Below are 14,904 nucleotides of genomic sequence, written 5' to 3' on the forward strand. Positions count from 1 at the left end.
TAACCTATATGTCGATTTAAACTAGCTTAAAAAAAGTGAAAGGTTGCTTTTACACAACCTTTCACTTTTACTCATTTAAAGGGGTTTGTTGTTAAAGGTGTCCCTGAAGGGGGCTGATATACAGGCTTATCATCACGATAAACAAGTTCATTTCTAATAGCCTGTGATACTCTAGTTGTAGCTATATTAAAGTAAGATGGAAATAGTTCACAGCCGGCTGTTCGTCTTCTATTAAGGACTGCAGCTGCTTGTGTTGTACCCACTCCCATAAAAGGATCAAAAACGAGATCATTTTCATTCGTCATTGATAAAATTAGTCGATTAATAAGAGAGATTGGAAATTGACAGGGATGCTCTGTCTTCTCGATGTGATTACTCTTAACGTTAGGAATCTCCCATACATCTGCGGGGTTCTTCCCGAGAGGATTTGAAGAATATTGACCTGCTTTTTCTCCTTTATACGCTTTCTTTCCAGGGTATTTCTGAGGAACTCTTATTGGATCTAAATTAAAAACGTAATCATCCGTTTTTGTAAACCAAAGTATAGTTTCATACCTTCCAGAAAAACGATTGTTAGCATGAAGACCATGTCCAAAGTGCCAAATTATCCTATTTCGCAATTGCATTCCTCGTGATTTAAAGGAATCATACAAGTATATGTCTAAAGGAAATATTTCATTTTTACTCTTTCTATCTACATAGTTACCTACTTGCCAACAAATACTTCCCTGGTCTTTTAATTTATCTATACATAAGCCAATTATTCTATCTTGCCATGTAATGTATTCTTCAAAAGGCATATTTGTTTCATATTCTTTCCCAACGTTGTAAGGTGGGGAAGTAACTACAAGTTGCAAACTATTTCTTGGCAAGGAATTTAGAAATTCTTCACAGTCTCCTGGAAATAAGGTTACTTGATTCTCTTCAGTGTAAGCTGTAGGGAATATGAGATTGTTATGGGTTAAATTAGCGTCAATGATTTTACTCATAGGTGTACCTCCCTATCTTAATTCTTTATTATACAACTTCAGTAATCACTTCGTCAAAGCCTCATACTGGATATAAAACGGCTCTACCATCTGTTTTACCCATTTCAGAGCATCTGGAACAGTGCCTCCATGAAACTTCGGTGGTCCCTCCATCCAAACTTCTTCCCATATAAATTCAGCTTGTTGTTTCTCGACATCAACAACGAGATATACATCTGTTCCATCGACATATGGTGACGTTCCGGCCTTTGTACTCATACCGAGAATGACTCTGACGATGTCAGTCGGTGTTCCCTGGGAGAGATAATAGTTTTTTGCGGGCTCGTCCATTTGCTCTATGTACCCGATAGTACCTTCAATGCTATATGGAAGGAAGGCCGAGTTTTCAATACTTTCTTCGAAGGGGATTGCTGCAACAGCCAAGACCCAGACATTTGTATCGAATTCTGTACTGTCCGATTTCAAGTCATTCTGTTCAAATTCAGCCTTGATCTTTTCGATAATTAGCTCATGAGCTTGTTTCAAAGTTAATCTCCCCTTAATCAATATAATGTACAAAACAAAAAGTGACCCACACGCTCTAGCGAATGGATCACTATTTCTTTTACCTCTTCTTTGTAAATGTTTTTGTTCCTTGGAAAACGCTGAAGTCCATTGGGTCCGTTTCTAGCTTCGTGGTAATCGTAACCTGATTATTTTCCAATTTTACTGTTCCAGTACCATTTACACCGGTGTAACCGTCGTTAAACGTGAAATTGGTTTCACCCTTATTATTGAACGTTACCTCAATATCACCGGTTTCAGAAAACATCGCGGCATTACTTGTCGATGACCCTAAGCCTATCGTTGCATTAAGTCCAGTCTTAAACGTAATGGAGATATAATCACCCGCGCCATCTTCACCCTGGTTATTCCAAGTACCATTAAACTTTGCCGTGTCTTTCATTAAATCCGTCTCTTCATTGCTATTACTCGCTGTGGAACTAACAGGTTCACTTGATGTTGCAAGTGTTATTGGTTGGCTGGTGCTTGCCGATTCTTTAGAAGCCTCTGTATCATTTTTGTTCGATCCAATAGAGACAGACTTTTCATTACTCGCGCTCTCAGAAGGCTTCGTAACTAAAAGGTCATCTATCGGAATCAATACATTAAATTGGCTTCTTTGCTTTTCTATGTTGCTCGACAAATCTTCAAGTTTTCTACTGAACTCCAGCAATGTTCCAGATGGAAATTTAGCCTGTTTAACCAAATCGGAATATGACCCGTAGAGATCAAACGCTATATCATATGCCTTCTTCAGGTCAGCAGGTGGGTTATTTACGGACTGTATTGCTCTGTCCACTTCTTTGTTTCCATTATTCAACAGATTCATTTTACCTTGCTTTTTAAAAGAATCTGCTTGCAAATTCAAAGCGTGGTTAAAGTCGTCTGTTGTCTGCCCATCAATCTCAACTCCCCCATCTATGGCTGCTCTCCAAACATGAGCATACGTTTGGGTCATTTCCTCTGCTTTGCTGGTTTCCGTTATCATTAAAACCATTGCATTCTTTAAATTCTTGGTGTATTCACTTTTGTTATACTGCTGCCAACCGATAAATCCACCTACTGCCACGATGGCAATTACTAAGAAAACAATTAGTTGCTTTTTCACTATTTTCGCTCCATTCAGTATTAAGTTAGCATTCTCTGGTCTAGGGAATAGACTTGAAGAAATATAATCTTTTTCAAAGTTTCTTCAACTGCTTGATCTTAGTTTGTCCTTGCTTTTGCAAGGTGGCAATTTCCCCAGAAAGCATAACCGCTTCATCCTCGCCTTTTTCGATGTTAGCTTGTAACTCCTGATATTCCTGCCTAATGTCCGGGTCACTCTCATCCAGCTTTTCAAAATCACCTGAATCCCAGGTCTTTTTCCATTTCTTCTCCAGTGTCAGAATGGATTGGTGTTTATCTGCGATTTGGATGTATGTTTTATGGTACTGATCCATCTTGGCCAATAATTGCTCTAGGGTTTGCAATACCTCAGTTGTCTGAAGTGCTTCTTTATAGGCCGGATCAATTTCGGTTGCCTTTGCAACGTTCTTTTTGCTTGAAACTACCGCGTCCTGCATTGCCTCAATGTATTCTCTCGCCTGTTTATGCAGGGTTTCATTCTTCTCAATGGATTCCTCCCGTGAAGCAAGCTCACCATAGGTCAGAATCACGGAAGACCGGATCGCGTGATTGACTTGTTCATACCCGCTCATACTGGCCTCAAAAGGTTCCAGGTTTACTAGCCCGTAATACAAATGTGCTTGGGCACTACTTGGGTCTATTTCAACTACCTGCTCAAGCTGATTTTTTGCCTCTTTATATTTTTCTTGTTCGTACAGGATGATCGCTCGTTCCAGCTTGGTTTGCGCTACCTGATGTGATAGCTCCTTGATCTTATTCTGTGCTGCCTGATAGTTTTTGGTGTCTTCCTTGACTACCTGCTGAAAAGCAGCAACAGCTTCCTCATACCTTTTGGCTTCTAAAGCTGACTGCCCCTGGTTAAACGTTATCTGAGATGCTTCCAGTTCTCGCTTTACTTTGTCTGGATAAGGCGGAATATTGAATACACCTATCGCAAACAACACAAACGATACTCCGACCAGAGCCAGACATTTCTTCCATAACCGATTTCGCTTTATCGCGAAAATAATGGTTCCAAATGCACAAAGGATAAAACCGAAAAAGCCTGTGTTAGCCAGCAGGTCCCACATTATTGACAATCCTCTCTTTTGGTTTTGTTACGTTGAGTCAAGCCATACATAGTAGTTCTTTATTTTAAAAAGTAACACTATAGATAGTAAAATCTTACTAATTATTATCTATGAATGTTATCATCCGGTCAAATAACATCTTCCGTGTGTTAAAATGCCGTAATCTCTGCTTTAAGCTGAGTAAGAGGTGGTACAAAATGGACGATCTCTTGCAAAAGCTGGGCGAACGGTTGCGCTTTCTGCGTAAGCAAAAAGGGTGGAGTCAGGATTACTTGGCTGAACAAGCTGGCTTACACACCAATTACATTGGACAGATTGAGCGCGGCGAAAAGAATCTAACCATCGAGACACTTTACAAAGTAACGTTGGGACTTGGTACCTCACTGGAAGAGCTGTTTCAATCCATTGACCCAAAGGTTCGACAAACCGGTCTTTCCTCGATTATCGAGCTGCTGTCTCAACGATCAGAAGAAGATCAGGCAATGGCACTCCACTTGATCCAAACCGTGTTTCAATGGAATGACCGCCATACAAAGTAAATCCTCCTTCCTGAGCATGATCAGAAGGAGGATTTTTCATTCTTGAAGCCGACTAGGTAGGACTCTGCGAGCTCACTGTGAATTCAAGTTTAGAACATACGTTCCAAACCATAAAAAGGAGAGCTTGCCATGCAGGACTTAGTGCAAAAATACGAGCAAACAGTATCCGAAGAAGATCAACTGATACGAAGCATTCAAACATGCGAAGAGGCCATTACTCTCTTGGTCGATTTCATTTATGCGCAAAATCAGGATTGTCAGACTGAAATCATTCGTCAGGCCATTGAAGCGATTCACCAAACGGAGAGTAAACTGCGCGGTAATTTGTTGCGCACGAGGATTGAAAAAACGCTGTTTTCCGTCCAAATGAAGAAGTACATTCCTCCTGTTCTCACCTCCTAGCACTTAAAGCACGAGGGTGAACCGTTTTGGCTTTGATGTAAACGCAGCTTGCTGTTTTGACAAAAATAACGACCCTTCCGCTTTGCGTGCGGAAGGGTCTACCTTTAAAAAAAGCGTCTGCATTTGTTCATCGAAAGCCAATTCGATCGACACTATCTCTCGTTTCTCATTGATATGAATCTCGTTAATCATCAGCCGGAGCAAGGTCTTTTTCTGTTCAAGGGTCGCTAGCTCCACAAGGGCGTCAAATTGCTTCAATATCTGCGAAATATAATCCGCAGAAATTGGCTCGGCACTGTCTGTACCCAACTCGTATTCGATTTCTGATTGACGACGATGCAGCATTTCCGTCTCAGTCGTGAGCTGATCCAAGCGGGTCACAAACATCTCGCGGTCGATTGCATCTTCTTCATACAAGGCAAAGTATTTCTTTCGCTTGTGCTCAATTGCGGTGAGGCTTGCCTCGATACTGCATTTCTCTTTTTGAAGCGGTACTATCGAGTTCGTTTTTCGATTGTTAATGGCGTCAACAAGATTTTGCAGAAATTGCGGGTTAGAAATCACGTAACGGATACGATCCAATACATGTTGCTCTGCATAGTCCGCTCCTACACTGTTCGCATGGCATACAGCCGTCCCTTTGTTTCGGAAGTTGCTGCATGAATAGTACCTGCGTATGATCACCGTTCCATTCTTCAACTTGTTCTTGGTACGATTCGCTACCATTGGTGCTCCACACTCTGGGCACCGAATAAGGCCCGTTAGTAGGTATTGGCCATCAAATACACGAGGATTAACCTTGGATTTCTCCGCATGCAGAATCTGAACCTTCTCCCACAGCTCTCGCGGGATAATGGCTTCATGATTACCTTCCGCAATAATGGTATTGTCACTTTTGCCCTTCCGCCTATGTTCATTCCAGTTCTCGAAACGGTTGTATCGGATGATCCCCGTATAGAGTGGGTTGGTCACAATCTCCTTGATCGCGGTCGTACTGAATGGATTTGCCTTTTTGGTTTTATATCCATCGTGGTTAAGTTGATTGGCGATGGCTCGGAGACCTTTGCCAGAAGCGTACAAGTCAAATATCCTGCGAACCAAAGCCGCTTCCTCTGGCACGATCTCCAAACTTGTGTCTCGGCTTCGTTTGTCCCCTTTGGACACGCTTCGGTAACCCAGGGCTACGCCTCCATTATGGCTGCCCGTTCTTGCCCGTTGCTTCATGCCCATTTTTACGTTCTCGACAATTGTATTCCGTTCCAGCTCGCCGACAGCCCCCAGCATTTGCAAGGCAAACTTGCCCATCGCTGTTTCTGTTTCAAAGTTCTCGGTGAAGCTGCGAAAGACTGCCTTGTATTTGCTAAAGTGATCAACCATTTTCAAAAGGTCTATCATTTTACGCGCAAGGCGATTTATTTTCCATACGACAATTTCATCGATATGCCCATCTTCCACATCTTTGAGAAGCCGCTGCAATTCAAAGCGACCCTCAATTGACTTACCGGAAACACCGCGATCTACGTATTCCTTGTATATGATCTTATTGTTAAGCATGCAATAATTTCGGAGTGTTTCGATCTGTGCATCTATACTGTAGCCATGTTCCGCCTGTTCTTCCGTACTTACGCGAGCATAAATGGCGACACGAACATTTTTTTCAATCATGCTATTATCTCCCTTCTAAGCTGGCTGCTCCAGTTGCTTTCGTAATGCATCCCCGATATGAAGTGTGACACTCTCCATTTCCCGTCGAATGTTGATGGTGATTTTATCGACCAAAGAACGTAACAGTGTAGTCGTTTGGGTCTGATCCGATGCCAACAAGTGGACTTTCAGTTGGTTCAGTACATCCTGAATAGTATTTACGGGCAGGAGCTTGCTCTCTTTTTCACGGATTTGTTGGAAGAGCTCATGTTGTTGACCCGAAAGCACTTGTAGCTGCTCTTTCAGTTCCCGTAAACGAGTGATCAACTCGCTTTTTTCCAGATCGTCTTCTTCAAACAGGACAAGATATTTTTGACGACGCAACTTCACTTGCTGCATCTCTTTTTCTGCTTTTTCCAGTTCAAGCCGTAATGGGGCTATCATTTGTTCCTGTTTGCGGTTCGTATTCTCAACAATGTCGCGGATCAGTACAGGATTTGAGAGAAACTCTCCGATCCTTTGCAAAACTACTTGTTCAATGACATCAGCCCGAATGTTGTTTGGTTTACATACACTACTGCCTTTATTGGTGTACCGATTACAGCTGTAGTAATGATAATATTTGAATCGATTTTCCATCCGTTTTTTGATGTGCTTAGCAACCATGCTGCCGCCGCATGCAGGACACTTTAATATACCCGTAAGTGGATAATCCCGCTGGACAGCCTTTTCGCGCTTCTTTATTGAACCAGAATACTTATCTTGAACGCGTTCCCACAGCTCAAGAGGTATGATTGCCTCATGCAGACCGTCACTAGTAACAACCTGCCCCTCCAGTGAGGAATATCGCACCTTGCCAATGTAGACAGGATTTCGGAGGATGGACCGTACTGTTGAAACGGAAAATGGTTTTCCTCTTTTCGTGGTGTACCCTTCACGATTCACCTGATTTACAATGGCCTTTAACCCTTTTCCTTCGTCATAAAGTTGGAACAAGTAGCGAACAATGCTTGCCTCCTTCTGCTGAACAGAAAAGCGTGTCTGACCTGTTCCCTCTGGAACAATGTCATACCCCAGGATTTGCGAATTGCAGTAAAAGCCATCTTTCGCCCTTTGCAGCATCCCCAGCTTTGTATTTTCGATAATGGTATTTCGCTCTAATTCCGCTGTCGCGCCAAGCATATGCACAATAAAAGATCCAATAGGTGTCCGGCTGTCAAAGCTCTCGCTGAGGGAATGCAACGTGCCCCCGTTGGAATGAAGAGCTTCCACAATACCCAGCAAATCCACAGCATTACGGGCAAGGCGATTGACTTTCCAAACAATCACTTCAGTAAAACAATTGGCTTTGACATCGCTTAGAAGTGACTGCATCGCTTCTCTGCCTTGAACAGACTTACCGGATACCCCCGCGTCGATGTACTCTTTGTAAATAATTTTTCGACGAAGCTGGCAATATTGACGCAATAACTCCAATTGAGCCTCGATGCTATATCCATGCTCTGCTTGCTCTTCTGTACTTACCCTGACGTAGAGGGCAACACGGTCTGGTTGATTGGGCAGTATCATCTCCATCAGGCAACCTCCTCGTAGTCGTGAGTACCGAGCAATTGAGCCGTTAGCTCTCGGTTCATTTCATCGTCTGCCTCTTGATCTAGCTTCTGGAGAAAGAAACTCCAGTCTGGTTGCGGATTATCTACGACTTTGTCTTTTGGTACAAGTTTGCTTGCATGGTTCAAAATCATGTCAGAGAGGATATCCAGCATGAGAGCATATCTTTGGTTTGGGCTGTGTGTATGAGTAATCAAGGTGCATTCTCCTTTCGGTAAGCGCTACCCTCCCATAGTTAACAGAAGGGTAGCGACAGCTAGTTACACTGTTACAGGTTTAAATGATGCTACTTTCTCTTTGCATAACACCTGAATGATGATCTTCACTACCAACAGCACAATTCGCATGATCAAGCAAAACATATACTCACCGTCCTAGTATTCGTATGGGTACAGCATCGTGTATCATCAATGATCCATATCGTAGTTTGGATAGCAGATTTTATCTGAGGGGTAACGCTTTCGATTTGCAGGCAGGGCTGCTCTTGCCAGTTGCACACGCGCTGCATGGCTTGTCCATTAATGGAAATAACGCTTAAATTGAACACCTGCAGATAATCCAAGGCATGGCCTTGCTCGATACGGTCATCGAGTATCTCCCATAGAAGGCGTTGGATATCTCCCCCTACTTCTTCAACAATAGCAACAGTCGCGTAACGTTTTTTCTCTCGCATTCTCTACAGCACCAATCCTTGTTCCTTGAAGCTATAGTAGGAGCCGGTACCGACAATGACGTGGTCGAGTACGGAGATACCAAGCGCTTCACCTGACTCTACAATCCGTTGGGTAACCTCTCTGTCTTCAAAAGAAGGTGCAGGATCTCCCGATGGATGATTATGAACTAGAGCAACAGAACTAGCGAGAAGCCGAACAGCAGGTGAAAAGATTTCTCTTGGTGTGATTACCGTTGCGTTTATCGTTCCTTGTGTAATGGTCTCCATGTGCATGAGTCTGTTTTTGGTGTTGAAATACAGTACACGGAATTGCTCGACACGCAGCAGCTGCATGTCGGAAACGAGGTCCATAATGTCTCTGGGTGATCGTACAAAGATTTTTGTCTTCTGCTCTCCTTGGATGATTCGGGATACCAGTTCAGCAATTGCCTTTAGCTGGAATGCTTTTGTTTTCCCGATCCCTGGAATTTGTTCGAGTTCCTGTCTGTACGTATAGAAAAGCACTTCTTTTAGGGACCCGTACCGCGTCAACAAATGTTGGGCAGATGTTTCGGAAACAATGGATGCAAGAAGTTGGTCGTCTCGCATTTGGCTGTAGCATATATTAGACGAGGACTTGTTACAAAGAGTCATTATTATTCCCTCTCCCATCATGCTCTGCCATTTCTTGAAGCCAAGTTTCCGTTTCAGCATCATGGATACCCACTAATGTGTAGAACAACATCACATAATCATTGTTGTGCAGTACCCCGATCCGATAGAGAGGCTGAATTTCTGTTGTAACGAGTTCCACAAACTCTGGGATAGATTGGCGCAGTCCATTCGTAAGCCCAACAATCTGCAAATTATGGTCACCTGCTTCGATCACAACCATGTAGCCATCTCTTTCAAGAGACCAGCCCTCTAATGGGTGATCACATCCGAGTGCGTGGTAGAGTCCTTGAAATTCTTCTTCCAGGTAGTTCATGTAGTCAAGTGGTAGAACATTTGCTTGACGCAACACGGTTACGTCAGTCATTGTCATAATGATCCTCAAGGTTTAACTCCTCCTGTCCATCTAATCGTTATAAATGGTCTGAATATTCATTAAAATAATATATTCTTATAATCTGTTTTATAACGATTTATCATGTTATGAAAAGGTGGAGTGTCTCGAATAACTATAGGTTTTGATCTTAATTCGATACTCTGAAAATCCCCCCTAAAACAGGGTGTATTTTCACCGGTTGGTAATTCTCCCCACGTAGTCAGCATTTCGGTTATTTTGAGTCTTGGAGGACATAGGCAAGTTATCACTACCTATAATCAGTTGTCTCAATAGAAACAGAAGATTCTAATAGCTTTGAACTAAACGAAAGTACATTTGTAATATATTTAATCTCATTTTTAATATCAAAACTGATATACATATAGTCTCCTTCACCTGCAATATCACAAGAAGATGAGTTGATCATAAAGAGCTCTTTTTCCATCCAAATTACTATCTGGTTTCGTATGAACTCTTTAATTTCATCTGTTATTTGTTTACTGTGGACAGGAATGGGAAATATCCATCCACATTTAATGAACGTATCCCCTGGTGTTACATAGTAAACCCTACCTGTATCGAATAATTTACTTGTTAAGAAATCAATCAAATGTTTCTTAAATTCCCCTGACTTTATTTGGCTAAATAATTGACCTTCGAATCCCTGAATTGACAATGTAACCTTTAATAAATCAGAACCTAAAGGTAGTGAGATAACTGGTTTCATAGCATATTAATCTCCTTTTCCAGTAATTTTCGCTGCAACGAATATAAAGTACAGTTGCTCGACTTTAATACGATTAACTTTCGGATTCACACTTTAAACGAAACAATGTCCCGCTTTTTCGATATAGGTGGTGTCAGGAAAACCATAAGTTTCTTAGGTTTCTTGTTAAAATCACCCTGTTACCAAGCTCCTTTGTAGTCGAGAGAAAAACTATCATGGCGTTATCTCTCATTTCTTATCTCATTACTAGAAGTAGTGTAAGAGGGTGATTTTTGAATTACGGCAGGAAAGATATATTCTCTTTCCTACCCACTAATTTATACACAGGGGGTAGTTAGTTGTTTAATCAGGACTGGACTCATCGTCACGGAATAATTCTGCTGTTGGGTTGGGGCGTGATCTTATTTTTCTAGAATTTGCTCCGTCCCTGGGTAGGTCAGCTTGCTGAAGGCGGACGACGTAGACTCTATTATCAATGCCACGAAGAATGGTTTTCTTGCGTGTCAATTTGCCATTTTCATGATCAAGTAGCTTTTTTGCTTTCCAGTTCCTGAGAATAACAGTTACGTCCTCAAAATTGCCTTCTCTCATCATAGATTCAAAAACATTCGTGAGAATGTAGACCTCATAAGGTCTACCATCTTTCTCAACCAACTTCCCCCAACACTCGTAACTACCCCCGAATGTACCGTCAGTTACAAATTTCGAACGATTTTTTGTAACGGACTCTAGAAAAAAGCTGTACGCTTTTTCACCAATGTCCCGTTGATCGCTTGTTTCCTTCACCATCTCCATCAACATATCTAAGATACTATCGATGTCTAAAGTAAGCTCTAAGGCTTCTCTTGTAATCTCGGCTGTTACCATCAAAATGGCTAATTTATCTGAAATTCGCTGAGAGAAGTGATCAGGGTTATCAATACACTGCCCAATCAATTCACGCCACTGGTTCCATTTCTGGTATATGGTATCGTCACCAAGAGCCATGATATATTTTACAAACTCAAATCCTGCATGACCGTAGTTTTGGAGCAACCCTTCCTTCAAAGCATCGGCATTTTGTGCAGATGTGGTCCAATTAGTATTACCGATCTCGAAAAGTCTCATCTGAATACCAATGTTTTGCTTACTTTTAGTCTGTAGGGAATGTTCAGCTGTCGATAAAATGACTCCCTCCCATCCTCCCTGCTCGCGAAGTTGGCTTTCACGATCCAAACGTTGCTTTTCTTGACCACTGGCTAGTAGATACACAAACTTGGAAAAGTCACCACTGTGCATAGATGCCTCATCAAACGCAATTGGCACTCCATAATTGTTACGTAGGCTTGCGAGCATAGCGTTTTGTGTACCATTCCATGTTTTTATTAATCCGCCCTCTTTGGTGTGCGGATAGCCAAAGGACGCAGTAGCTACTCGCAGAGCCGTAGTTTTCCCCTGAGAGCTATCACCATAAATATGGAAGACTATGACCTCTAATCCAGTATATCGAGCGATTAGCGAAGAGATGGGCGCGGACAGGCCTAGAACTAGTGCTAATTCCAAAGGTGTATGCCCGATAGCATGTTCTTGCATAAGAGAATGCCACCGTTTGTAGGTTCCTTGTGGTTGAAGTAGCAAAGGGCCTTTATAGTTCGAGTCAACCCCGATGGCTTGCCAATGTTTAAAAATCAACTGTTCGTCTACTTTATCGAATCCGATACTTTGATGTGTATAAACGAGTGGAGCAGTTTCTTCTTGTTTGCTAAGGAACATTAATACATCCATTTTTTTGTGGTCAACTACATCTACACCATATTGAAGCAATTCGGTAATCTTGTTCCGTGCGAGAACTCCTCTAGCAATCTCAATCGTCTGGGTATCTCCCATATAATTGAATGAAAGATGAAGTGTTACTTGTTTTGTATTTATATCCTTTTGAATAGCTACGATTTCAGTTCGGCGAGCAATCTCTTTTATCTTTGTCTTGCCCTTCATGTCAGTTTCTACTTTCATAATCTTGTTACCCTGTATAAAGTATGGGAAAAAAGGTATTGTGGCAGGTAGATGTACGGTTTGCTCGTTATTCATTGTCATAAAGATAGCCTCCATTAATGAAGAAATAAAAGGCCGATGGGCTAGTCCATCGACCTTTGCATGTTACTACGATTGAAGTTTAAGGTATGCATAAAGTTGCTCGGCGCACCCTTTATTTTTAATATCCCATGTCAAAATAATCTTGTTGATATCTACTTCTACAGAGATGGGTTGTTTGTCTAGTCGTCCAAGAAAGGTAGTGATGTGATGTAGCCAGATGTCATGTTGGTCACTAGAAGCATCAGATATCCTTATCTCCTGAATCATATCGACACTCACCTTGCAACTATTCTGCTCATACGTATTAATAGGCAAATATACAGTTGGCAGTGGCTTAACATAGTAAGGTTTACAAGGGAATGTATCCTTTGAATGATAAAGTACAAGACGTAGATTCACGTTTAAATCGAAATAGTCATCAACATTAAGTTCATCTTGAATTTCGTAGTATAGGTTGATTATATCTTTTTCAGAACGAACGGTAGTTGGGAAGGCCAACTCCCAAACTGCCTTAACCCCTTCTGTATGGTCATCTGAGATGACAATTTGGTCTGCTGGAAATTCGGCCTCATGAAAATAGGTTCGAAACACTTCTACATCTTGTAAATTTGCAAGGCACATCTCCAAATGGCACTCGAACCCTGTAACGATAATGTCGCCTTTTTCAAGGAGAGTGTAGAACTCGAGGGTTTCATTGGGTGTAAGGCTGTAAGAGTTACTACTAATAACAATGGCTTGTTGCATGACAAATTCCTCCTTATGATTTAAAAAGTGCTAAACGTACCCAAAACAATAGGGAACGGCGGAAGGACTGAAAAACCTAGATTAAAATGGTTCGGCCCATTATTCCATGAAATTGGATATCATTTAGCCTATATGGATTTGTTCTATGTGATCTTTCCAGCCGAATGTTGTACCATTATAAATAGGGAACCACAAGGCGGTGAGTATGTTTTGGTATCTGTGGTGATAAAACGGGAGATTTGCCTTTTATTTTTTCATAAGAAGAAGTCACAACGAGCGATTGCGAGAGAGTTAAGAGTACATCGAAATACCGTGAAGATGTGTGTAGAAGAGATGAATGAGGCATTAACTAGTAGAGAAATATTAAAAGAAGAGGTGACAAACTGGCGAGAATTAATATTGGTACTCGTTCAGCCGTCTGTTTACCCTGTAGAGCACAGGAAGAAGCAAAAGGTGACCAATGAGATCATTGAGATGATAAGAAATCGATGGGAAAAACAAGACAAGAAAAATAGGATGCAGATTTTTTTGGATATGAAAAGAGAGTTCGGTACATCCATAGACGTTAATGGAGAATACCAATCCTCAAGTTTTTCTATTGGTTATTCCACTTTTTGTGAAATTGTAAAAAAATTTGATTAGAGGGTTCATTTCAGACAACTCCATTACCAATTATTTTATTTTACCAATAAGAAAAGGCTTATCTCTAAGCCTTAGGTTTGTTATGTTCTCGCCATTTCAGTTGTAATACTTGTAACGCTACTAGGGCATGTTATCAAAAAAAATTATCCGTCACTTATGATACGGTTCCCCCCGACTAATCCGAAACGCCCGATAAACCTGCTCCAGCAGCACCAACCGCACCAACTGATGCGGAAACGTCATCTTCGAAAACGAAAGCAACGCATCCGCCCGCTTCAACACCTGATCAGCCAACCCCAACGATCCGCCAATCACAAACGCCACCTGACTTCGCCCATGCAAAGCCAGCTTGTCCATCTCCGCAGACAGCTTCTCCGACGACCACATTTGCCCATCGATCGCCAGCGCAATCACATACTGATCCTGCTTGATCTGCGCCAGGATGCGCTCGCCTTCCTTGCGCTTCACCTGCTCCATCTCCGCCACGCTCATCTCTTCCGGAGCCTTTTCATCATTGACCTCGATCACTTGCAACTTGCAGTAAGCAGACAGACGCTTGCTATATTCATCAATGCCCTCACGCAAATATTTCTCCTTCAGCTTCCCTACTGTAATAATCGAAATCTGCATGATCCTACATTCCCTTCTCTTTCAAAAGCGCAATCTGCCCAGGCTCTCCACATTCCCGGCAACGCTTGTCTACTCCATCGCCCTCAATCGCCTGTGCCGCATACGTATCCGGCGCCGCCTCAAAATCATTTACGTAATCATCCAACTCCTGCTCCAAATGCTCCATGCAAGCAAAACGCACTGGGTATTCCTCTAACAGCTCAACTTCTTTGCCATCTATCTGAATGCTCTTCATCTTCATGTCCATATCAAATGCCTCTTTTCCGTTCATTAATGTCGCTTCCTATTCTACCCCAGAACCGCAACAAAACAAATGAATCCACCAAAAAGACATCGATGAGTTTGCACACATAAGCCTTTGTATTTTACAGCTTTTATTTTGAAAGCCTCGACCAACCTTTAAGAGCTGTAGAGAGAAAAAAGAAGAAAACAGCGAAAGTCTTTGGGATACCATCCGAAGCG

At 42.0% G+C, this 14,904-nt stretch carries 18 protein-coding genes; 3 read left to right on the top strand and 15 right to left on the bottom strand.

Features of this window, described 5'->3' with window-relative positions:
- Nucleotides 1–71 precede the first annotated feature (71 nt).
- The 4 genes from ODZ53_RS09520 to ODZ53_RS09535 form a co-directional block, all read right to left on the bottom strand.
- Nucleotides 72–989 carry a DNA-methyltransferase gene (locus tag ODZ53_RS09520; RefSeq protein WP_372676784.1) on the bottom strand — a complete coding sequence of 306 codons (918 nt, stop codon included), beginning with the start codon at nt 987–989 and terminating at the stop codon, nt 72–74.
- A 45-nt stretch (nt 990–1,034) separates the two neighbouring features.
- Nucleotides 1,035–1,514, bottom strand: a complete 480-nt coding sequence (locus ODZ53_RS09525) for a hypothetical protein (RefSeq protein ID WP_372676785.1) — start codon at nt 1,512–1,514, stop codon at nt 1,035–1,037.
- A 79-nt stretch (nt 1,515–1,593) separates the two neighbouring features.
- The gene (locus ODZ53_RS09530) at nt 1,594–2,640 is read right to left on the bottom strand and encodes a hypothetical protein (RefSeq protein WP_372676786.1); all 1,047 of its coding nucleotides are present in this window, start codon (nt 2,638–2,640) and stop codon (nt 1,594–1,596) included.
- Between the two features lie 73 nt (nt 2,641–2,713).
- Entirely contained in the window at nt 2,714–3,730 is a 1,017-nt protein-coding gene (locus tag ODZ53_RS09535; protein WP_372676787.1) for a tetratricopeptide repeat protein, read from the bottom strand.
- Nucleotides 3,731–3,927: 197 nt separating this feature from the next.
- On the opposite strand from ODZ53_RS09535, the gene ODZ53_RS09540 reads away from it, so the two are divergent.
- Together ODZ53_RS09540 and ODZ53_RS09545 are read left to right on the top strand one after the other, a co-directional pair.
- A complete protein-coding gene (locus ODZ53_RS09540) occupies nt 3,928–4,269 on the top strand; it encodes a helix-turn-helix domain-containing protein (RefSeq protein ID WP_106657646.1) in 342 nt (113 codons plus the stop codon).
- 129 nt (nt 4,270–4,398) lie between these two features.
- Nucleotides 4,399–4,671: a hypothetical protein gene (locus ODZ53_RS09545; RefSeq protein WP_372676788.1), complete on the top strand. Its 273-nt coding sequence runs from the start codon at nt 4,399–4,401 to the stop codon at nt 4,669–4,671.
- Between the two features lie 3 nt (nt 4,672–4,674).
- Here the strand turns inward: ODZ53_RS09545 and ODZ53_RS09550 are convergent, their stop codons facing one another.
- From ODZ53_RS09550 to ODZ53_RS09590, 9 genes are all read right to left on the bottom strand, one after another.
- Entirely contained in the window at nt 4,675–6,336 is a 1,662-nt protein-coding gene (locus ODZ53_RS09550) for a recombinase family protein (RefSeq protein ID WP_372676789.1), read from the bottom strand.
- 15 nt (nt 6,337–6,351) lie between these two features.
- Nucleotides 6,352–7,890 (bottom strand): recombinase family protein, encoded by a 1,539-nt coding sequence (locus ODZ53_RS09555; RefSeq protein WP_372676790.1) that lies wholly within the window; start codon nt 7,888–7,890, stop codon nt 6,352–6,354.
- A complete protein-coding gene (locus ODZ53_RS09560) occupies nt 7,890–8,123 on the bottom strand; it encodes a hypothetical protein (RefSeq protein WP_372676791.1) in 234 nt (77 codons plus the stop codon). Before ODZ53_RS09560 ends, ODZ53_RS09555 begins: the two co-directional genes overlap by 1 nt.
- Before the next feature lie 152 nt (nt 8,124–8,275).
- On the bottom strand, nt 8,276–8,599 hold the full coding sequence (locus ODZ53_RS09565; protein WP_372676792.1) for a DUF960 family protein: 324 nt from the start codon (nt 8,597–8,599) through the stop codon (nt 8,276–8,278).
- Nucleotides 8,600–8,602: 3 nt separating this feature from the next.
- The gene (gene radC, locus ODZ53_RS09570; RefSeq protein WP_372676793.1) at nt 8,603–9,232 is read right to left on the bottom strand and encodes a RadC family protein; all 630 of its coding nucleotides are present in this window, start codon (nt 9,230–9,232) and stop codon (nt 8,603–8,605) included.
- Complete coding sequence (locus tag ODZ53_RS09575; protein ID WP_372676794.1) at nt 9,219–9,635, bottom strand: hypothetical protein; 417 nt, start codon at nt 9,633–9,635, stop codon at nt 9,219–9,221. The genes radC and ODZ53_RS09575 overlap by 14 nt, the downstream gene beginning before the upstream one ends.
- Before the next feature lie 259 nt (nt 9,636–9,894).
- The gene (locus ODZ53_RS09580; RefSeq protein ID WP_372676795.1) at nt 9,895–10,353 is read right to left on the bottom strand and encodes a hypothetical protein; all 459 of its coding nucleotides are present in this window, start codon (nt 10,351–10,353) and stop codon (nt 9,895–9,897) included.
- Nucleotides 10,354–10,695: 342 nt separating this feature from the next.
- A complete protein-coding gene (locus ODZ53_RS09585; protein ID WP_372676796.1) occupies nt 10,696–12,426 on the bottom strand; it encodes a DUF927 domain-containing protein in 1,731 nt (576 codons plus the stop codon).
- A 66-nt stretch (nt 12,427–12,492) separates the two neighbouring features.
- Complete coding sequence (locus ODZ53_RS09590) at nt 12,493–13,170, bottom strand: hypothetical protein (RefSeq protein WP_372676797.1); 678 nt, start codon at nt 13,168–13,170, stop codon at nt 12,493–12,495.
- 132 nt (nt 13,171–13,302) lie between these two features.
- Between ODZ53_RS09590 and ODZ53_RS09595 the strand changes: the two genes are divergently transcribed.
- Complete coding sequence (locus tag ODZ53_RS09595) at nt 13,303–13,812, top strand: hypothetical protein (RefSeq protein WP_372676798.1); 510 nt, start codon at nt 13,303–13,305, stop codon at nt 13,810–13,812.
- A 150-nt stretch (nt 13,813–13,962) separates the two neighbouring features.
- On the opposite strand, the gene rlmH is transcribed toward ODZ53_RS09595, so the two are convergent.
- Both rlmH and ODZ53_RS09605 read right to left on the bottom strand, forming a co-directional pair.
- Nucleotides 13,963–14,442, bottom strand: a complete 480-nt coding sequence (gene rlmH, locus ODZ53_RS09600) for a 23S rRNA (pseudouridine(1915)-N(3))-methyltransferase RlmH (RefSeq protein WP_372676799.1) — start codon at nt 14,440–14,442, stop codon at nt 13,963–13,965.
- Nucleotides 14,443–14,446: 4 nt separating this feature from the next.
- Nucleotides 14,447–14,713, bottom strand: a complete 267-nt coding sequence (locus tag ODZ53_RS09605; protein ID WP_372676800.1) for a CxxH/CxxC protein — start codon at nt 14,711–14,713, stop codon at nt 14,447–14,449.
- Nucleotides 14,714–14,904: the final 191 nt, after the last annotated feature.

Origin of the sequence: Brevibacillus sp. BD137 (genome assembly GCF_041644655.1) — a bacterium.
Lineage (GTDB): Bacteria > Bacillota > Bacilli > Brevibacillales > Brevibacillaceae > Brevibacillus > Brevibacillus brevis_D.